At 66.3% G+C, this 20,234-nt stretch carries 14 protein-coding genes; 10 read left to right on the top strand and 4 right to left on the bottom strand.

All coding sequences use genetic code 11. From position 1 onward, the window contains the following. Positions 1 to 59: 59 nt before the first annotated feature. Positions 60 to 4,103, top strand: a complete 4,044-nt coding sequence (locus GM910_RS05645) for a DUF6923 family protein (RefSeq protein ID WP_159586537.1) — start codon at positions 60 to 62, stop codon at positions 4,101 to 4,103. A gap of 119 nt (positions 4,104 to 4,222) precedes the next feature. After that, positions 4,223 to 7,963 carry a TonB-dependent receptor gene (locus GM910_RS05640; RefSeq protein WP_159586536.1) on the top strand — a complete coding sequence of 1,247 codons (3,741 nt, stop codon included), beginning with the start codon at positions 4,223 to 4,225 and terminating at the stop codon, positions 7,961 to 7,963. A 302-nt stretch (positions 7,964 to 8,265) separates the two neighbouring features. On the opposite strand, the gene GM910_RS05635 is transcribed toward GM910_RS05640, so the two are convergent. Both GM910_RS05635 and GM910_RS05630 read right to left on the bottom strand, forming a co-directional pair. Further along, positions 8,266 to 9,543, bottom strand: a complete 1,278-nt coding sequence (locus GM910_RS05635; protein ID WP_159586535.1) for a GNAT family N-acetyltransferase — start codon at positions 9,541 to 9,543, stop codon at positions 8,266 to 8,268. Then, the gene (locus tag GM910_RS05630; protein WP_159586534.1) at positions 9,543 to 10,952 is read right to left on the bottom strand and encodes a lipopolysaccharide biosynthesis protein; all 1,410 of its coding nucleotides are present in this window, start codon (positions 10,950 to 10,952) and stop codon (positions 9,543 to 9,545) included. Before GM910_RS05630 ends, GM910_RS05635 begins: the two co-directional genes overlap by 1 nt. An 88-nt stretch (positions 10,953 to 11,040) precedes the next feature. Between GM910_RS05630 and GM910_RS05625 the strand changes: the two genes are divergently transcribed. Further along, positions 11,041 to 11,280, top strand: a complete 240-nt coding sequence (locus GM910_RS05625; protein ID WP_159586533.1) for a helix-hairpin-helix domain-containing protein — start codon at positions 11,041 to 11,043, stop codon at positions 11,278 to 11,280. An 89-nt stretch (positions 11,281 to 11,369) separates the two neighbouring features. Then, on the top strand, positions 11,370 to 11,858 hold the full coding sequence (locus tag GM910_RS05620) for a GNAT family N-acetyltransferase (RefSeq protein ID WP_343032965.1): 489 nt from the start codon (positions 11,370 to 11,372) through the stop codon (positions 11,856 to 11,858). A gap of 90 nt (positions 11,859 to 11,948) precedes the next feature. Here the strand turns inward: GM910_RS05620 and secA are convergent, their stop codons facing one another. Beyond that, positions 11,949 to 14,675 (bottom strand): preprotein translocase subunit SecA, encoded by a 2,727-nt coding sequence (gene secA / locus GM910_RS05615; protein WP_159586635.1) that lies wholly within the window; start codon positions 14,673 to 14,675, stop codon positions 11,949 to 11,951. Between the two features lie 270 nt (positions 14,676 to 14,945). On the opposite strand from secA, the gene GM910_RS05610 reads away from it, so the two are divergent. The 6 genes from GM910_RS05610 to GM910_RS05585 all read left to right on the top strand — a co-directional run bounded on the left by GM910_RS05610 (position 14,946) and on the right by GM910_RS05585 (position 19,328). Beyond that, on the top strand, positions 14,946 to 15,842 hold the full coding sequence (locus tag GM910_RS05610) for a peptidylprolyl isomerase (protein WP_159586531.1): 897 nt from the start codon (positions 14,946 to 14,948) through the stop codon (positions 15,840 to 15,842). Between the two features lie 310 nt (positions 15,843 to 16,152). After that, positions 16,153 to 17,394 carry a bifunctional glutamate N-acetyltransferase/amino-acid acetyltransferase ArgJ gene (gene argJ, locus GM910_RS05605; protein WP_159586530.1) on the top strand — a complete coding sequence of 414 codons (1,242 nt, stop codon included), beginning with the start codon at positions 16,153 to 16,155 and terminating at the stop codon, positions 17,392 to 17,394. An 8-nt stretch (positions 17,395 to 17,402) separates the two neighbouring features. Further along, positions 17,403 to 18,176, top strand: a complete 774-nt coding sequence (locus GM910_RS05600; RefSeq protein ID WP_159586529.1) for a GNAT family N-acetyltransferase — start codon at positions 17,403 to 17,405, stop codon at positions 18,174 to 18,176. A 4-nt stretch (positions 18,177 to 18,180) separates the two neighbouring features. After that, positions 18,181 to 18,594 carry a (deoxy)nucleoside triphosphate pyrophosphohydrolase gene (locus tag GM910_RS05595; RefSeq protein WP_159586528.1) on the top strand — a complete coding sequence of 138 codons (414 nt, stop codon included), beginning with the start codon at positions 18,181 to 18,183 and terminating at the stop codon, positions 18,592 to 18,594. Between the two features lie 190 nt (positions 18,595 to 18,784). Beyond that, positions 18,785 to 19,087 (top strand): hypothetical protein, encoded by a 303-nt coding sequence (locus tag GM910_RS05590; protein ID WP_159586527.1) that lies wholly within the window; start codon positions 18,785 to 18,787, stop codon positions 19,085 to 19,087. A 73-nt stretch (positions 19,088 to 19,160) separates the two neighbouring features. Then, entirely contained in the window at positions 19,161 to 19,328 is a 168-nt protein-coding gene (locus tag GM910_RS05585; protein ID WP_159586526.1) for a Flp family type IVb pilin, read from the top strand. Between the two features lie 12 nt (positions 19,329 to 19,340). Here GM910_RS05585 and GM910_RS05580 read toward each other — a convergent pair whose 3' ends face one another. Next, complete coding sequence (locus GM910_RS05580; RefSeq protein ID WP_159586525.1) at positions 19,341 to 20,216, bottom strand: methyltransferase domain-containing protein; 876 nt, start codon at positions 20,214 to 20,216, stop codon at positions 19,341 to 19,343. Positions 20,217 to 20,234: the final 18 nt, after the last annotated feature.

The following is a 20,234-nucleotide window of genomic DNA, read 5'->3' as shown; positions in this document are numbered from 1 at the left end:
TCGCCTGCACGACGGACGGGGCGATTTTCAACACGGCATACGATGCTTCGACGGGGGGGATGCTCACAACAGGCACGGACGCCAACTGGGAGGTCGCCCTGACGACCACGGACGTGACAGGCCCGCCGCCAGGAGGTCTGACGTATGCCGACGCCGTTGTCGTGGACGATCCGCCTGCCGTCTACACGACCTCGCCCTTTGGCAACGCCAACTGGGTCTCCCATAACTCGACTGCCATAAACCCCACTAACGATAACTACGACGCCTTCTATCGCTACGAGTTCAACCTCGATCCCGCCGTCGACCCGTCGACGCTGGACCTGCAGATGACTTTCTTTTCCGATAACTCCGTCATCGAAATCTGGGTGAACGGGGTAGCCCAGAACATCAGTTCGAACTATGGCTCCGATCCCTATTTCTATGCCGGATTCACAGGCGCCAATGGGGCCGACGGCTCCATGAATGGCGCTTGGCAGACGGGCCTCAATACCATCATCGTCCACATAAAGTCCGGGCCCGGCGCGACGGCGTTCATGGCGCAGATCCAGTCGACCGCGCTCTGTCAGCCGACGCTGACGCTGCAGAAGACCGTCATAAATGACGAAGGCGGTACCGCCACGGCGAGCGACTTCACCCTGAGCGCAGATGGTCCGGTGACCATCGAAGGCGCGATGGGTGATCCTGCGGTCACCGATGCTTCGGTCCCGGCGGGCACGTACACGCTCAGCGAATCCAGCGATGTCCTCGGCTATGCCTCTTCCGAATACAGCTGTTCGGTCGATGGAGGAGCGGCGGTGGACGGCAATTCACTGACGCTGGCCAACGGCGAAAGCGCCGTCTGCACGATCACCAACGATGATTCGCCGTCCTTCGGCTCCTGTACGCCGACCATGTACCTGGCGCAGAACATTCCGACGCAGCTGTTCGTGTTCGACTCCTCGTCGAACCCCTTCATCGTCAATCCGGTGGGGCCGGCCTCGTCGAACCAGTACAACGGCATCGCCATGAACCCTGTGGACAACTACATCTACGGGCTCGAGCTGAACACGACACCGCCACGGTTGGCGCGCGTCGGCAGCGACGGCGGCGTGCAGGTGCTCGGCCCGATCGCGGGCTTTCCCAACGGCAGCGTTACCGGTGAGTTCGGTCCGGACGGAACGTTCTATTCGGCGACCGCCGGGAGGCTTTATACCGTCGATGTCACGACGCGGACGGCGACTTCCGTCCCGCTGAGCGGGGCCGCGACCCACGGTCCGGACCTCGCCTGGCACAACGGGCTGCTCTACAGCGTCACCGGCACTGGCCTGCTCGTTACCATCGACCCGACGACGGGCTTCGTCGACACGATCGGCAACACCGGCGTGACCCAGAATGTCTTCGGCGGCATGTTCGGGGCCTCCAACGGCGTCTTCGGCAGCAACAACGTTGGCGGCTTCTACCGGTTCGACGTGGCGACGGGTCAAGGGACGCTGATCTCCGATCTGCAGGGCTCCGGCCAGAACGACGGCGCCAAATGCGCCACCACGGCGCTCAGCTTCCCGGCCGATGTCGAGATCGCCAAAGACGACGGCAGCGAGAACTACACGGCGGGTGAGGACGTCGTCTACACGATCGTCGTCTCCAACAACGGCCCGTTCGGCGTGGCGGGCACACGGGTGAGCGACCCGCTTCCCGACGGCATCACCGACGCCACCTGGACCTGCGGCAGCCCGGTGAATGGCGCTGTATGCAGCGAAGCGAGCGGCACGGGCGCCATCGCCGACGTGCCGGTGAACCTGCCGGCGGACAGCTCCGTCACCTTCACGCTGACCATGACCGTGCCGTTGGACTTTGAGGGTGACCTCGTCAACACGGCGACCGTCACCAACCCGCCCGACGTGCCGGACCCGGATCCGGGCAACGACACGAGCACGGACACGAACACCGTGCCGCTGGTCACAAAGAGCAAGCAGCTGGTGGACGAGAGCGGGGCGCTCGACGGCGCTGCCGAGCCGGGCGAGACCCTCACCTACGAGATCACGCTCACCAACGCCACCGACACCGCACGCGCCAATTACGGGCTGATCGACGACTACGACGACAACCTGACGGTGGTGGATGCCGACGGCGGCAATGACGACGGCGATCTGATCACCTGGACGGGTCTCACCGTCCCGGCGCACGACGGGACGAATCCGGGCGAGCTGGCGCTGACGGTTCACCTGCAGGTCGACGATCCGATCTCCGACGGCGTGACCAGTGTCAGCAATGTCGTCTACGAGCCCGGCGAGATCGTGGACTGCAGGGTCACGCCCGACCAATGCGTCGAGGTTCCGGCTGCCGGGCGGATCGCACGACTGAAGGAATTGGTCGACGAGGACGGCGAGACGGACGGCGTTGCCGAGCCGGGCGAGACCCTCACCTACCAGATCACGCTCAGCAACTACGGCGGCGCGAGGGACAGCTACGCCATCCAGGACCTGCTCGACGACAGCACCGTCTTCGCGTCGGCCGACAATGGCGGCGCCCACACGGGCGGCAATCCCGGCGGCGGCGTCGTGGACTGGACGGGGCTTTCCGTGCCTGCCCATGACGGCTCCGCCCCCGGCATGCTGGTGCTGACGGTGGCGGCCACCGTGGTCGATCCCCTGCCCGAAGGGACCACGGAGATCGCCAACATAATCAAGGAGCCGGGCGATCCGGATCCCGAATGCCCCTCGGACGATTGCGCGGTGGTGCCGTCGCAGGTGACGGGACTCGAGCTGATCAAGACCGGGGCTTACGAGGATACAGACGAGAACGGCTTTGCCAACCCTGGCGACACGATCCGCTACCGCTTCACGGTGACGAACACGGGCAACGTGCCGCTTGCCGACGTGGTGCCGGAGGATGCCGGCCCCACCTTCGACGGCCAGGCGGGCGGCGGTGACCTGTCGGCTTTCGATCCGCCTTCGGCGACGCTGGAGCCGGACGAAGAGATGGTTTTCGAGGCCACCTATGTCCTGACGCAGGCCGACATCGACAACGGCGCCGGCGTGGAAGACGGCGTCGAGAACGAGGCGACGGCGATCGGCTACGCCAACGGCGATGAGGTCACCGGCACGCCGGTGGAATCGGAGGGCAGCGGGACGCTCCTGGACCTGCCCTTTGCGGAGAGCGACATCTCGGTGGCCAAGATCGCCAATCTGCGCCAAATCCGGCGCGGCGAGCAAGCGCCGTTCACCATCCGGGTGTCGAACCATGCCGGCTCGCGAACGGACGGGATCACGGTCACCGACACCATCCCGTCGGGCTTCCGCTACGTGGAGGGCTCGGCGACGCTAAACGGCGAGACCGTGGAGCCGGCGGTTTCCGGCCGCGCCGTGCGCTTCGAGAACCTGTCTCTGGAGGGCAACGGCGAGATCGAGATCCGGCTGCGGATGCTGGCCCTGAGCTCGGCGGGCCCTGGCGAGCATGTGAACCGGGCCAGGGTGACGGATGCGACGGGCACGGCGTTGGCGCCGGAGGCGCGGGCGGTTGTGGAGATCCTGGCCGAGCCGGTGTTCGACTGCGGCGACATCGTCGGCAAGGTGTTCGACGACGTCAACCGCAACGGCTACCAGGACGGCGGCGAGCCGGGGCTGCCGGGGGTGCGGGTGGCGACGGTCAGGGGCTGGCTGATCACCACCGACGCGTATGGCCGCTTCCACGTCGCCTGCGCCGACCTTCCCGATCAACGCATCGGCACGAACTTCATCATGAAGCTCGACCCGCGCACGCTGCCGACGGGCTACCGGCTGACGACGGAGAACCCGCGCGTGGTGCGGCTGACGGCGGGCAAGCTGACGAAGCTCAATTTCGGCGCCGCGATCGGCCGCGTGGTGCGGCTCGACCTTTCGGAGGGGGCCTTCGTGCCGGGCCGGGCGGAGCTTTCCGAGCGCTGGACGGCGGGGGTCGACGAGTTGATCGCCGTGCTGGCGGCCGAGCAGTCGGTGCTGCGGCTTTCCTACATCGACGCCGGCACCGAGGCGGAGCTTGCCAGGGAGCGCGTGCGGCACATGAAGGCGCTGATCGCCGAGCGATGGCGCCGGCGGCAGCGGGCCTATCCGTTGAATATCGAGACACGCGTGGAGGCGGGGCAATGAGAACCTTTGCGACAGCCATGATCCTCGCCAGAGCAATTCCAGGAAAAGTGGAAACCGGTTTTCCGTCCGGAATTGCGACAAAACAAGGAGTTAGACCAATTCATCGATTCTACGAAACGATGAACTGGTCGAGGAAGGCCCGAAGAGACGAGCGGCGGCGGCTTCTTGCGGCAGGCACGGCGCTGGCCGGCATCCTTTTGGCGGCCGGGCCGGCGATCGCCCAGGACGCGGCGAAGGACAATGGGGCGGCCGGCAAGGTGCTCGCCGACAGCACGGTGAGCCGCCTGCCGGTGGGCGGGAACACGGAGGCCGAGACGGCCGCCGACCGGCCGTCCATCCCCTTCATGATCAGCGTCGACGGCGAGACCGTGGACAAGAGCGGCGAGGCGCTGGCGCCGGGCGAGGCCCATTCTGCCGAAGGGGGGCCTGTCGCAGGCGCGGCCCGGCCGGTGGACCGGCAGCGGCAGACGGATCTTTCGCTGTCGGCGGTCGACATCCAGGTGAAGTTCGACGGGCTGGAGGCGGAGCCGCTGCTCAACGTGTCGACCACGCCGGTCGCCCGCACCTATCGCGCCGGCGAGGCGGTGACGTTCCTGGCCACCGCCAACTACCCGGCCTTCATCGAGCGCGCCGAGATCCGCATCTTCGAGGACGGCGCGCGCGATCCCCAGCCCCTGGCGGTCATCCCCGTCGCCGTCAACGGCACGGCCGACTGGGTCATGCCGCAGGCCGAAGAGGCCGACTTCGCCTATGTGCTGCGCGTCTACGACGCCAAGGGCCGCTATGACGAGACCGTGCCGCTGACGCTGGCCCGCACCGGCCGCGACCTGCCGCGGCACACGGCCGCGGCGGCGGCGGCGCCGGGCTGGGGCGAGGACCGCACGGCCTTGCGCAACATCCCGGTCCATGGCGGCGCGGTGACGGTCCATGGCCGCCACGTGCCGCCCGGCTATGCCGTCGAGGTGCTGGGCGAGACGGTTCCCGTCGATCCCGACCAGGCCTTCCTCGTGCAGCGCATCCTGCCGGCGGGCGACCACGCGGTCGATGTCGCCGTCAAGGGGGCGTCGAAGAGCGGCGGCCTCGCCTTTACCCGTGACATCACCATCCCCGACAACGACTGGTTCTATGTGGCGCTGGCCGACCTCACCATCGGCAAGCGCATGGGCGACGACAACATCGAGGTTGCGCGCCCGGGCGAATACGACGAGGTCTATTCCAGGGGCCGGCTGGCCTTCTATCTGAAGGGCAAGATCAAGGGCAAGTATCTCCTGACGGCGGCCGCCGACACCGGCGAGGACGACCTCGAGGATCTGTGGCGCGACCTCGACAGCCAGGACCCGCGGCGCCTCCTGCGCCGCCTCGATCCGGACGACTACTATCCCGTCTACGGCGACGATTCGACGTTTGTCGAGGACGCCCCCACCAACGGCAAGTTCTACGTGCGGCTGGAGCGCGGCGACAGCCACGTCATGTGGGGCAACTACAAGACGGCCATCACCGGCACCGAGTTCCTGCGCTCCGAGCGGGCGCTTTACGGCGCCAACGCCGTCTACCGCTCGGAAGCCGCGACATCCTTCGGCGCGCGCCGCACCGAGGCGACGGTCTATGCCGCCCAGCCCGACACGCTGCCGGCGCGCGAGGCGTTCCTGGGCACTGGCGGCTCGGCCTATTTCCTCAAGCGCCAGGACATCGTCGAAGGCTCCGAGACGGTGACCGTGGAGACCCGCGACGCGGTGACCGGCCGCATCCTTGCCCGCCAGACCCTCGCCTATGGCGAGGACTACTCCTTCGACTACATGCAAGGGGTGATCATCCTGCGCCGGCCGCTGACCTCGATGACCGGCACCGCCGGCCCGGTGCGCGACGGGGCGCTGGGCGGCAACAAGCTCTATCTGGCCGTGCAGTACGAGTTCGAGCCGCTGGCCAGCGACGTCGACGGCTATGTCTATGGCGGGCGCGCCCAGCACTGGCTGGGCGACAAAATCCGCGTCGGCGTCACCGGCATGGACGAAAGCACCGGCCTGGCCGACCAGAGGGCCTTTGGCGCCGACATCGCGCTGCGCCATTCCGAGCGCACCTACCTGTCGGCCGAGTTCGCCCGCTCCGAGGGGCCCGGCTTCAGCCTGTCGGAATCGAGCGACGGCGGGCTGACCTGGGACGGCCGCGCCCTGGAGGATGCGCCCGACGCCGAGGCCTCGGCCTGGCGCGTCGAGGGCCAGGTGGCGCTCGACGAGCTCGGCGCTAGCGTCAAGGGCACGGTGGGCGGCTATTACGAGAAGAAGGAGGCGGGCTTTTCCAGCCTCTTCGACCGCGCCACCGTCGACCGCCGCATCTGGGGCGCCCATGCCGACGTCGACCTCACCGAGGCCGTCGCCTTGCAGCTCGCCTATGACGACCTGGAGGACGGCGACGGCCAGGTCAAGCGCGACGGCACCGGCAGCGTCAGCTGGCAGTTCGACCAGCACTGGAAGCTGTCCTTCGGCGTCACCTATTCCGAGATCATGTCGCCGCGGGCCATTGACGCCGGCAAGTCCGGCTATGACGGCAGCCGCCTCGACGCCGGCATGCGCGTCGACTACCGGCTCGACGACGACCGGCTGGTCTACGCCTTCGCCCAAGGGACAGTCGACCGCACCCGCGACATCGACCGCAACGACCGCGCCGGCGTCGGCGCCGAGTGGCGGCTCACCGACCGGGTCGGCATGACCGGCGAGGTCTCCTATGGCACCCACGGGCTGGGGGCGCTGGCCGGCCTCACCTACGACCCGACCGCCGACGAGCACTATTACATCGGCTACCGGCTCGACCCGGACCGCGCCTTCGACCTCGACAATAACCGCGATCTCTTCGGCACCGACCGCGGCGCCATCGTCATCGGCATGCGCCGGCGCATGGCGGACCTGGCGTCCGCCTATTCGGAAAGCTCCTACGACATGTACGGCAAGCGCCGCTCGCTCACCCAGACCTACGGCGTCGTCTACACCCCCGACGCCCAGTGGACCGTCGACGGCGGCCTGGAGATCGGCCGCGTGCGCGACGACACGGTCGACGAGACGGGCACCGAGCGCGAGGACTTCGACCGCTACGCCCCCTCGCTCAGCCTCGCCTACAAGGACGAGGAGCGCGGCATCAACGCGCGCCTGCGCGGCGAGGTGCGCATCGAGCGCTCCGACGACGACACGCGCGACCAGAACACCTATCTCTTCGCCGCCGGCCTTGGCTGGAAGACCAGCCCCGACTGGCGCCTCATCGCCAACATCGATGCCGTCCTGTCGGATTCGAAATCCACGGAGACCTCGTTCGCCGACACCGACTATGTCGAGGCCTCCATCGGCTATGCCTTCCGCCCGGTCGACAACGACCGCCTCAACGCGCTGTTCAAATACACCTGGCTCTACGACCTGCCGGGCAACAACCAGGTCATCTCGGGCGCCACCGGCGACGCCTACGCGCCCGCCCAGCGCAGCCACATCCTCTCCGTCGACGCCATCTACGACCTCACCCCGTGGCTGTCGATCGGCGGCAAATACGGCTTCCGCACCGGTGAGGTGAAGTACCGCACCAGCGACGGCGACGGCGCCGCCTTCGTGGACGAATGGCAAAAATCCTCCGCCCATCTCGGCATCCTGCGCGCCGACCTGCATCTCGTCCGGAAATGGGACCTCCTCCTCGAGGGCCGCGTCCTCCACATGCCCGAGGCCGACACCACCGACTACGGCGCCCTCGCCGCCCTCTACCGCCATGTCGGCGACAACTTCAAGGTCGGCCTCGGCTACAACTTCGGACGATTCTCCGACGACCTCAGAGACCTCACCCTCGACGACCAGGGAATCTTCCTCAACGTCGTCGGAAAATTCTGACCGCAAAACTCACCCCCGCCGCTCCGAAAGGGGCGGCGGGGAGCTTTTTGTGTTGGGGTGGTACAGCGGAAGCGAAGACAGCGGCCTTAGATCACGATGACGCTTCGTTGAATCGTCATCTCGATCTATTCCTTTGTTTCAGCATGATCTTTTCCGAAAACCGGTATCCACTTTTCGGGATCATGCTCTAATGTTGACTGCTGGCGGCGCGTCGATGTTTCGGCATGGCAACTGCGTTTCAAGCCTGAACCGCTCCAATAAGCAGAACGGTCAAAGCCAACGGCCGTTGGTTCCGCCGCCGATCACCGCCGCACCAGCCGCTGCACCCGGTTGCGCAGAATGCGCATGGCGTTGCGCGTCTCGCGATGGAAGTGGATCTGTCCCGCCGCCTGATGGGCGAGCTTTTCGCTGCCGGGCGTCAACCCCACGACGAACGTGCCGATGGCGCGGCGCTCCGACCATAGGCGGCTCATCACCGGGTGGTCCGGCATCGCGCAGGAATCGGTGGCGGCGATGTTGGGGTCTTCGAGGTGGTTCCTGGTGACCTCGATCATCAGGAGCGTGCCCGGCGAAAACGCCGCATAGTCCTCGTCGAAGGCGGTTTTCCAGGTGTAGGCGAGGCCGGATTCGACGAAGACGACGACACAGGCGATGGGTTGCCCGTCGAGCGTCAGCGTGTGTATGCGGCAGAGGTCGCGCTCGGCCAACTTATCCACCGCCTCGCGCGCGAAGGCGGCGCGGTAGCGGTCGATCACCATGGCCGTGCGTGTGCGGCCCTTCCAGCCGGAGGCCTCCAGCGTCAGGAAGGTTTCGATGCCTTGGCGGATTTCCTCGGGTTGCCGGGCGACGTGGTGTTCGAGCTGTCCCTGTTCGGCCAGCCGCCGCTTCAGGCGGCGGAACTCGCGGTGGTGGTGCGCACTGAGGCTCTGCCGCAGGTAGGCTTCGCCGTCGAGATCGCTGTCGAGGAATGGACGCTCGGCCTCGCTGGCCGTCACCAGCGGCAGGTTGCAGGCCTCGGCGACCGTGCGAAGCGTTGCCGCGAAGGGGCCGTCGAGGCGCGTTTCGGGCAGCACGAAGACCTTCGGCAGCTTGAGATGCGGCCGCGCCAGCATGGCGAAGAAATCCTCGAGCACGCCTGCCGGGTCGTCACAGTCGATCAACGGTGTGCCGAGTGGGCCGAAGGGGTTCGACCAGGTGCGCATCACCGTCGCGCCGATGGGGATGGCCGGCCGCTCGATGGAGAAGGGCACCAGCAGGCGCAGACGGCTTTTCTCCTCGTCGCCGTCGCGGATGACGGCGAGCCGTACCTCGCGGTCCTCCAGCCGCGGCATCGCCGGCGCCAGGAAACGCGGGTTGAAGAAGACGTTCGGTTCTATAGCGCGGGCGGCGAGATGGTCGAGCTCCTCGACCAGGTCGAAGCCCGCCGAGGCGGAGTAGACGGCGAGCTTGCGGGTGGGGCGGGTGGAGGAGAAGAGCTCCATGTCGGCGCTCTCGGCTGCCTTCCCCAGCCCGGCGAACTCGCCGATCATGGCGCCCGAGGCGGAGCCGCCGACTTCCTCGATGAGCGGTGTAGCAGCCATTACAAGGCCTCCTTCTTCGGCATCGCAGGCAGGATGGCCATCACGATGCCCAGCTTGCGCCAGACTGTGAACGACAGCACCGTGGCCTCGAAGAGCATGGCGACGGCGGTGGCGATCGCCGCCCCCCAAAGGCCGAGGGCAGGGATCAGCACGATATTGAGCCCGATATTGATCGCCAGCGTCACCGCGTAGACGGCGGCACAGGCGTTCTGATGGCCGCTCATCGTCAGCAGGCTTTCGGCCGGTCCCACCGCCGAGCGGGCGACGAGGGCGCCCACCAGCAGGAAGAGAAGCGGGTAGCCGGCGTCGAAGCCGGGGCCGAACAGCATGAGGATCGGCTTGCCGAGGACGAGCACGACCAGCCCCATGGCGAGCGAGGGCCAGAAGGTCCAGGAGACAGTCTCGCGGGCGAAGTGGGCAAGCGCCGCCGTCTCGCCGCCGTGGATATAGGCGGCGTAGCGCTGGGCGACGCCCGCCTTGACGGCGAAATAGACGAAATGGACGAGGGAGAGCGTCTTCATTGCCGCGTAGTAGACCGCGACATCGGTGGGCGGCATGAAGCGGCCGATCATCAGGACGTCGGCGTTCGTGAGCAGGAAGAAGAAGCCCTCCACCAGGAAGATGGGCAGAGACACGGCCGCCCACTGGCGCGGCAGGAAGCGTGGCTTTGCGGGCGGCACACTCCGGTCGGCGCGCCTGGCGACGACGGTTAGCTGGACGATCGTGGTGATGTAGGTGGCGAGGATGGCGGCGATCACCGCGCTCGTGGCATCCGGCACGTATCCGGCCATGTGCGCACCCCAGAGGAACAGGAGGATGAGCAGCGGGCGGATGAAATAGGCCGGCGCCACGGCCCAAAGAGCCCAGGAATGAGCCCTCGCCAATCCCTCGAGCTGATCGCCCAGCGCGATCATCGGCAGGCAGACAAGGCCCAGATAGAAGGGCACGACATAGTAGCTCTCGATGGATGGCTCGAGGAGCCAGATGCCCAGCGCCCCAAGGGCCGCGCAGGCGCTGGAAAAGACGAGCACGAACAGGCGGCTGCCGAAAAGGATGCCGCGCAGCTCCGCCAGTTGCCCCTTGGTCCGGTATTCGGGGACGAAGCGGATGATGGAGGTGTGAAGGCCGAGGCAGGAGACGCTGCCGAGGATGATCATCGTCACCCAGACGAGGACGAAGATGCCGTATTCGAAGCCCCCCATGTAGCGGGCGAGTAGCACCTGACTCAGGAAGGCGATGGCGGCGTTGACGATGCGCGCGGCAAAGACGATCAGCGACATGCGTCCAGCCTGGCCGCGCGCGTCGGCCGAGTGCATCAGCGTATCGAAGCGCGCCGCCCACGGCAGGGCGCGCGCGGCCAGCCGCTCCGGCAGGAGACGTTCGGCCGTCGTTGCCGCTGAAAAGCGCACGCTCAACTCTCCGCTTCTCCGTCTTTCAGCCTGTTCCTTAGGGCAAAAGTCTTTAAGAGCAGGTTGCGAAAGGTTGCGGAGGGAAACCATGATAGAGGAGAGCGAACGCCGGCGCATGCTGCGCGCGCATTCCATAGGGCCGAAAATGGTCGCCTATCTCGAGGAGATCGGCATCGAGCGTCTGTCGGACCTCGCCGGCGCCGACCCGGAGACGATCGCCATGCGCATCGACATCGCGCTGGGCCGCAAGCACATGAACCGCATGGGCGTGGAGGCGATCGGGAACTTGATCGCGCTGGCGGAGCGGGAGGCGGGGGGGGCGGGGTAGCGCCGAGCTTCCTGCGAGGAAGTTGGCTATGGGTGGAAAGCGGCTGATTTGAGCCTTGCACCGAGCCGAACGTCGGGCTTACGGTAGGCATGGAGACTCAATCCCCTTCCAGAGTTAGTATCCGGCCCATGGCTGAACCTGATATCCGCCCTGCGAAGCCTGACGATCTTCCCGGCATCCTGGCCCTTTATCGCCAACTTAATCCTGGTGATCCTATTCTCGATCTCGACGCTGCCGAGGCAGCTTGGTCAGTCCTACTTTCTTCCGGCCTGACAACCCCGTTCGTTGCAGAGATAGAGGGACTGCTGGTGTCGTCCTGCACACTCGCGATCGTTCCCAACCTATCACGGGGAGCCCGCCCTTACGGGGTGATTGAGAACGTAGTGACGCATACTGACCATCGCCGAACTGGGTTGGGTCGCGCCGTCCTTCAAGCTGCGCTCCACAAAGCGTGGGAAGCCAACTGTTACAAAGTCCTGCTAGCTACTGGATCTCAGAGGGAGTCCACTCTGCGCTTTTATGAAGGTGCAGGGTTCCAGCGGGGCGGGAAAACTTACTTCGAGATTCGCCGATCGTAGGACCGCTTCGGATCGCAAGCTGCCCTCGCGCCGGCAGTCCGTCTTACAGGGACCAGACGGTGAAACTTCCGCGCGGCGGGAAGCGCCGCCCTACGCAAACGCCCCGTGGCAGTGCTTGTACTTCTTGCCGGAGCCGCAGGGGCAGGGCTCGTTGCGGCCGACCTTGCCCCAGCTGGCGGGGTCGTTGGGGTCGCGCTCCTCGGCCGGGACAACGCGGGTTTCCACGCGCGGCAGGGTCATCGTGTCGCCCTCGAACTCGTCCTCGCCGGTTGTCGAATCGACATGGTGGGCCTCCATTGCCGGCGTCTGCGGCGGCGGGGCGTCGGCGGCCTCGCGCACCAGCTCCACGCGCATGAGCTGCGCCGTAACGGCCTGGCGCAGATTGCCGAGCATGGCTTGGAAGAGCTCGAAGGCCTCGGTCTTGTACTCGTTGAGAGGGTCGCGCTGGGCATAGCCGCGGAACCCGACCACCGAGCGCAGATGATCGAGGTTGACCAGATGCTCGCGCCACAGATGGTCGAGCGTCTGCAAGAGGATCGACTTCTCCACATAGGTCATGATGTCGGGGCCGAAGCGCTCGGCGCGGTCGGCCGCCGCCTTGTCGGCGGCTTCGGTGATGCGGGCGCGGATGTCGTCCTCGGCGATCCCCTCCTCCTGCACCCACTCCTCGATGGGCAGGTCGAGGTTGAGGCTCGTCGCCACGCCTTCCTTTAGGCCCTTGGCGTCCCACTGCTCGGCATAGGCCTTTTCCGGGATATGGCGGACGACCAAGTCGTCGATGACGTCCTCGCGCATCTCGGCAACGGTCTCGCCGAGGTTCTCGCCGTCCATCAGCTCGATGCGTTGCTCGAAGACCACCTTGCGCTGGTCGTTCATCACGTCGTCGAACTTGAGCAAGTTCTTGCGGATGTCGAAGTTGCGCGCCTCGACCTTCTTCTGCGCTTTCTCCAGAGCCTTGTTGATCCAGGGGTGGACGATCGCCTCGTCCTCCTTCAGACCCAGCTTCTGCAGCATGCCGTCCATACGGTCGGAGCCGAAGATGCGCATCAGGTCGTCCTGGAGCGACAGGTAGAATTTCGAGCGGCCGGGGTCGCCCTGGCGGCCGGAGCGGCCGCGCAGCTGGTTGTCGATGCGGCGGCTCTCGTGGCGCTCGGTGGCCAGAACATAGAGCCCGCCGGCGGCGATCGCCTTATCCTTGAGCTTCTGCACGTCCTCGCGAATGGCCTTTTCCTTGGCCTCGCGCGCCGCGCCCGGCTCCATGTCGCCCAGCTCTTCGGCAATGCGCATGTCCGGGTTGCCGCCGAGCTGGATGTCGGTGCCGCGGCCGGCCATGTTGGTGGCGATGGTGATGGCGCCGGGTTTGCCGGCCTGGGCGACGATGAAGGCCTCGCGCTCGTGGTGGCGGGCGTTCAGGACCTCGATATCCTTGATGCCCTCCTTGCGCAGGCGCTCGGCCAGGAACTCGGACTTCTCGATGGAGGTGGTGCCGACGAGGATGGGCTGGCCCTTCTCCCGCGCGTCCTTGATCTCCTTGACGATGGCCCGGAACTTCTCCTCCACCGTACGGTAGACCTCGTCGTCCTCGTCGAGACGCTGGATCGGCAGGTTGGTGGGGATTTCAGCGACGTCGAGGCCGTAGATGTTGCCGAACTCCTCCGCTTCCGTCGCCGCCGTGCCGGTCATGCCGGCGAGCTTGTCGTACATGCGGAAGTAGTTCTGGAAGGTGATGGAGGCGAGCGTCTGGTTCTCCGGCTGGATCTTGACGTGCTCCTTGGCCTCCAGCGCCTGGTGCAGGCCTTCCGAATAGCGCCGTCCAGGCATCATGCGGCCGGTGAACTCGTCGATGATGATAAGCTCGTCGTCGCGGACGATGTAGTCCTTGTCGCGCTGGAAGAGCTTGTGCGCCTTCAACGCGTTGTTGAGGTGGTGGACGATGGCGACGTTCTCCACGTCGTAGAGGGATTCCCCCTTGAAGAGGTCCGCCTCGCGCAGCATCGTCTCCACCTTCTCGGTGCCTTCCTCGGTGAAGGTGGCGGTGCGCTGCTTTTCGTCGACCTCGTAATCGCCTTCGTCCAGCTTCAGGATGAAGGTGTCGATGGTGTTGTAGAGTTCGGAGCGGTCGTCCAGCGGGCCTGAGATGATGAGCGGCGTGCGCGCCTCGTCGACGAGGATGGAGTCCACCTCGTCGACGATGGCGAAGTTGTGGCCGCGCTGCACCATCTGCGCGCGCTCGTACTTCATGTTGTCGCGCAGATAGTCGAAGCCGAGCTCGTTGTTGGTGGCGTAGGTGACGTCGCTGGCGTAGGCGGCGCGGCGCTCGTCGTCGCTCATGCCGTGCACGATGACGCCGGTGGCCAATCCCAGGAAGTTGTACAGCTTGCCCATCCACTCCGCATCGCGGCGGGCGAGATAGTCGTTGACGGTGACGACGTGGACGCCCTTGCCGGTCAGCGCGTTGAGATAGACGGGCAGGGTGGCGACCAGCGTCTTGCCTTCGCCGGTCTTCATCTCGGCGATCGAGCCCTCGTGGAGCACCATGCCGCCGATGAGCTGAACGTCGAAGGGACGCAGGCCCAGCGCCCGGTGCGCAGCCTCGCGCACGACGGCGAAGGCGGGCACCAGGAGATCCTCCAGTTCAGCGCCGTCCGCCAGTTGCTTGCGGAATTCCTCGGTCTTGCCGCGCAACGCCTCGTCGGACAGCGCCCGCATCTCCTCTTCCAAAGCGCCGATCGCTTCGGCGCGGGGCTGCATACCCCTGATGCGGCGCTCATTCGCTGAGCCGAAAATCTTGCGGGCAATGCCGCCGAGACTGACCATCATTGGTCCTTTCAATTCTCGATATGCCGACAATCGATGCCGGCTCACTCCGCCAGTTTCAAGCCAGAGCCGAAGGCAGCAGGAAAACGCGTCCGGTAATGGGTTCTGGACGCCAGGTCGAAGGAGAGATAAGAGGGGCCACCTGCGATGTCAACTTTGCGCGAAACCTGCGTCAGACCGCAAAATTCCGCCATATTTCTGGATGGTTTGGGTGCACTGCCCCATCTGTCCGGTAAACACCCCTAAGACCTACGACTGGAGAGTTTCTCAATGCATCATTCCTTCCGCCGTTTTCTCCTAGCGCGCGCCGGTGCGGTGGCTTTGATCGCCGTCATAGGCTGCGCGCCCTCCATGGCGCAGGAAGGCGAGGTGGTTGCCACGCTCAACGGCGAGCCCATCACCGAAACCGATCTGGCACTGGCGGAACAGGAGCTCGACTCGCAATTCAGCCAATTGCCCGAAGATCAGCGCCGCGCCGCCGCTCTTTCGGCCGTCATCGACGTGCGGCTGTTCGCTTCGGAGGCGGAGAAGCAGGAGATCGACCAGAGCGAGGATTTCCAGCGCCGTATCGCTTTCCTGCGCGAGCGGGCTCTCCACAGCGCCTTCATCGACCAGAACGTCGTCGAGCCCATCACCGACGACGAGGTGCGTGCCCGCTACGACGAGGAGGTGGCGAAGCTGACGCCGCCGGAGGAGGTGAGCGCCCGCCACATCCTGGTCGAGAGCGAGGAAGAGGCGAAGGCCGTGATCAAGCAGCTCGACGGGGGCGGCGACTTCGCGGCGATCGCCGAAGAGAAGTCCAAGGACGGCTCGGCGAACAACGGAGGCGACCTCGGCTATTTCACGAAGGGTCGCATGGTGCCGGAGTTCGAGACGGCGGCCTTCGCGCTGGAGCCGGGCAGCTATACGAAAGAGCCGGTCAAGACCCAATTCGGCTGGCACGTCATCAAGGTGGAAGACAAGCGCACCCAGGAGCCGCCGGCGCTTGAGCAGGTGCAGAGCCAGATCCGCTCGCTCGTCATCCGGGACAAGTACATCGACGCGGTGTCCTCCCTGCGCAACGCGGCGGACGTCGACATCCCGAACGAGGAGCTGAAGACCTCCGTCGACAAGCTCTTCCGCCAGCAGACGGGCCAGCAGGAGGAAGGCGGCGCGGCGGCCGAATAGGCCTGTTTCCTCAATCCACAGAACTGAGATGCCGGCGCCCTTTCGCATCCCCCTCTGTCCTGCCGGGCATCTCCTCCCACATGGGGGAGATTGGCCGTCACGAATGATTTCGCTAATCGCCGACGTTACAGAACCGGCGCCGTAGCAAGCGGCAGGCGCAATCTCCCCACTCGCGGGGGAGATGTCCGGCAGGACAGAGGGGGGCGTGAAGGGGCGCCGGTGTCTCCAGAAGCGGTTTCAGCTTGCGTCGGCCGGCTCTATAGGGCAGACGAGGCGCGAATAGGTCCATGTCTGCCTCCGGAAAATGCTCATGTCCGCAGCCGTCTCGCCGCTGGCGCCGAAACGTTATCCCGAGATGCCGGTCGTCGAGGGCGTGCGCATCGCCACCGCCGAGGCCGGCATCAAGTACAAGGGCCGGAAGGACCTGATGGTCATGGTGTTCGACGAGGGCACCGAGGTCGCCGGCGTCTTCACACGCTCCAGATGCCCGTCCGCACCGATCGAATTCTGCCGCAGCAACCTGCCCGGCGGCCGGGCGCGCATCCTGGTCGTCAATTCGGGCAACGCCAATGCCTTCACCGGCCGCAAGGGCCGCGACGCCACGGCGATGACGGCCGAGGCGGCGGCGAAGGCGGTGGGGGCGGACGAGGGTGAAGTGTTCCTTGCCTCCACCGGCGTGATCGGCGAGCCGCTCGCAGCGGGCGGCTTCGCGCATCTGCTCGGCGATCTCGTGGGGCGCGCGGCGCCCGACGGCTGGGCGGCGGCGGCGGGCGCCATCATGACCACCGATACCTATCCGAAGTTCGTGACGGCGACGGTGCGGCTGGGCGCGGCCGACGTGGTCATCAACGGGATTGCCAAGGGAGCGGGCATGATCGCGCCGGACATGGCGACCATGCTTTCCTTCCTCGCCACCGACGCGCCGATCGCCGCGCCCGTGCTGCAGGAGTTGCTGTCCAGGGGGACGGAGAAGACGTTCAACGCGGTGACGGTCGACAGCGATACCTCGACCAGCGACACGCTGATGCTGTTCGCCACGGCGAAGGCGGCGGCGCGTGGGGCGCCGTGGATCACCGATGCGAAGGATCCGGCTCTCGCGCCCTTCCGCCGGGCGCTGGGGCAGGTCCTGAAGCAGCTTGCGCTTCAGGTCGTGCGCGACGGGGAGGGCGCGCGCAAGCAGGTGGAGGTGACGGTGACGGGCGCGAAATCGGCGCGCTCGGCCAAACGCATCGCCCTTTCAATCGCCAATTCGCCGCTGGTCAAGACGGCGATCGCCGGCGAGGACGCCAATTGGGGCCGCGTGGTGATGGCCGTCGGCAAGGCCGGTGAGCCGGCGGAGCGGGATTTGCTGGCCATCTGGTTCGGCGACATCCGCGTGGCGCACGAGGGCGAGCGCGACCCGGATTATTCCGAGGAGCAGGCATCGGCCTACATGAAGCGCGACGAGATCGCCATCCGCGTCGATCTGGGCCTTGGCCGCGGCAAGGCGACGGTGTGGACGTGCGACCTCACCAAGGAGTATGTCGCCATCAACGGTGACTACAGGAGTTGACGAGCGCGGTGGGGCAGCGGGCGACCGAAGAACTGGCGACCATCCGCCGTTTCGAGGGCGCGGGTTTCCGCGCCTGGCCGGCAACGTCGGTTCACTACGATCGGACGTGGGCCGTGCGGCTGACGGCCAGCCATCCGGCGCGGCGGCTCAACTCGATCAATCCGCTCGATCCGGGGGACGACCACGATCTCGATGAGCGCATCGAGCAGGCGGCGCGCCGCTTCGAGGCCTACGGCCGGCCGCTCACCTTCCGCATCTCGCCGCTTTCCGCGCCGGCTATTTCAAGGCATCTGGACGCGCGGGAGTGGATCGCCGCCGGGCAATCGCTGGTCATGCGCCTGCCGCTCGACGAGAAGACCGTCGGCGAGGCAATGCACCAGATCCCGCTCAAGGACCTGAGCCGCTTTGTCTCCGCCGCCTTCCAGGTGCACGGCTACGAGGCGGAGCTTAGACCGGGCTTCACCGAGGTGGTCAGTTCCATCAAGCCTGAAGCCGGCCTGTTCATCCTCGAGCAGGATGACGCGCCGGTGGCAGCCTCCATCTGCGTGCATGACGGCGTGCTTGCCGGGCTCTTCGAGGTGGCCACGGTGGAGGCTGAGCGCGGCAAGGGGTTCGGCCGGCGCATGCTTCTTTCGGCCCTCAAGTGGGCGCATCTGCGCGGCGCGGCGGAAGCCTGGCTGCAGGTGGAGGCGGACAACCCGGCGGCACTCGGGCTCTACCGTTCGCTCGGCTTCACCGAAGTCTACCGCTATCACTACCGGCAGCCGGCCAGCGGGGCGTGAGACGATGGCGGCGGCGGTGAAACCGATCCTTCTCGTAGCGGCCTGCGCGCTTGTCGACGCCGACGGCCGCGTGCTCATTGCCCAACGACCGGAAGGCAAGGCGATGGCCGGCCTTTGGGAGTTTCCCGGCGGCAAGGTGGAAGCGGGCGAGACACCGGAGGAGACGGTGGTGCGCGAGCTCCACGAGGAACTCGGCATCGAGACGAAGATCGCCTGCCTGGCACCGCTCACCTTCGCCAGCCATGCATATGCGGACTTCCACCTGCTCATGCCGCTTTACGTGTGCCGGCGCTTCTGGGGGGTACCGGAGCCGCGCGAGGTGCAGGCCCTCAAGTGGGTGCGCCCGCAGCGCCTGCGCGACTTTCCCATGCCGCCAGCCGACGAGCCGCTCATCCCCTTCCTGATCGACCTCTTATAGGGGCAGGGGCTGGTGAAGACATGTGCCGCCATCTCCATTCGCTGATTTCGCTATTTGCTCCTCCTTTGCGAAAGCAAAAGAGCCGCACGGAGCGTTAATCGTTCCTTTAGCGAAAAATGAGAACTTTCCTTATCGGCGGCAGTGGCCGCCCGTTGCAAAGGCCGGCAATGCCGGGGGGATTATGGGTTCCATGAGCGAGGGGCCACAGGGTGGCCGCGACAACTGGGTGCGCGTGAGCAATGTCGGGATGGGCATGCTGCGGGTTGTGCTGCTTTTCGGCTCGGTTGCAATAGCGCTGGCGCTCATCCTCACCCCCCTTCTGGAGCGGCAGACGCGCGATTCCGCGCTCTTCAGCCCCACCGTCGACCGCATGACGACGGGGACCGTGGACAACAGGGGCAGCGCCTATACGGTGCGCCGCAGCGTGCTGCAGCACTCGCCGCAGGCCGTCTGCATCATCCGCGCCGACGGCACGAGACGCGGCGCGTGCTGAGAACCTCCCTTGGGGTTAAGGATTCTTAACGTCTCCATGCAAGTGTCGGCGCAAGTCAAGGGCGAGGCCGGCAATGCTCAAAAAGTTCCTGGCAAGCGAAGACGGAACGACCGCGGTCGAATACGCGCTGATCGCCGGGATCCTGGTGCTGGCGATTGTTACCGGCGTCGCCGAGCTCGGCCGTTATGTGGGCGCGACCTACGACAACGTCGCCGACGAGGTGACGGCCGCCAACAACTGAGCGGCACCGCCGTTATCCGTCCTTCCCGCCCGACAGCACGCTTTTCAGTGACACCTTGGCGCTGCCGGGCTTGAGCGGCTTCTGCTGCGAGGCGTGCGGAGCCCAGCCCGACAGCCAGACGATGTTGAAGGTGGCGCGGATGCGCCCGTCGGGATCGGAAAAGCGCTCCTGGTAGATTTCCGCCGCGCGCAGGAAGAGCCGCCGCGTCGCCGGCCTCCGGCTGCGCTCCGTCAGCGCGTTGGTCGCACCCATGGCGCGCAGGTCGCGCATCAGGTCGAACATGGTGGCGTAGCGCACCGTCACCGTCTCCAGGTCGGCGACGGGCAGTGCAAAGCCGGCGCGTTGCAGAAGAGCGCCGGCGTCCCGCACGTCGGCGAAGGGGCTGACGCGCGGTGCGGCTCCGCCGCTCACCTCCGTTTCCGCCTGCAACAGGCTCTGCCGCAACTCGCCCAAGGTACCCGCCCCCGCCATGGCGGCGAGGAAGAGGCCGTCGGGCTTGAGCGCGCGGCGGATCTGCAGGAGCAGGCCGGGGATATCGTTCACCTCGTGCAGCGTCATGAGCGAGACGGCGAGATCGAGGCTTTCGGCTTCCAGCGGAACCGTCTCCGGCGCCGCGACAACGCCCTCCCCATCGCCCGAGAGCAGGCGCTCATCGGTCTCCACACGCAGGACATCGCCAGCCTTCCCGCTTGCCCTCATCGCCTCGGCCGCGTCCGAGGTAAGGCAGAAGATGGCGGCCGCGCGCGAGAAATGCCGCTCCACGGTCGCCAGCCGCTCCCCCAGATCCTCCGCCGCGCGCCGCATGAGGAACAGCGCACCCTCATCGCCGCCTTCCAGCGCGCGGCGCTTGCGGGCAAGCAGGAGTTCCGTGTCGAAAACCGTGTCCATCTTCGTCCGTGTTCGTTC

This window comes from Chelativorans xinjiangensis (assembly GCF_009812055.1).
GTDB classification, from domain to species: domain Bacteria; phylum Pseudomonadota; class Alphaproteobacteria; order Rhizobiales; family Rhizobiaceae; genus Chelativorans; species Chelativorans xinjiangense.
Note: the sequence above shows the minus strand (reverse complement) of the source record. Positions and strands in the feature narration are given on the sequence as shown.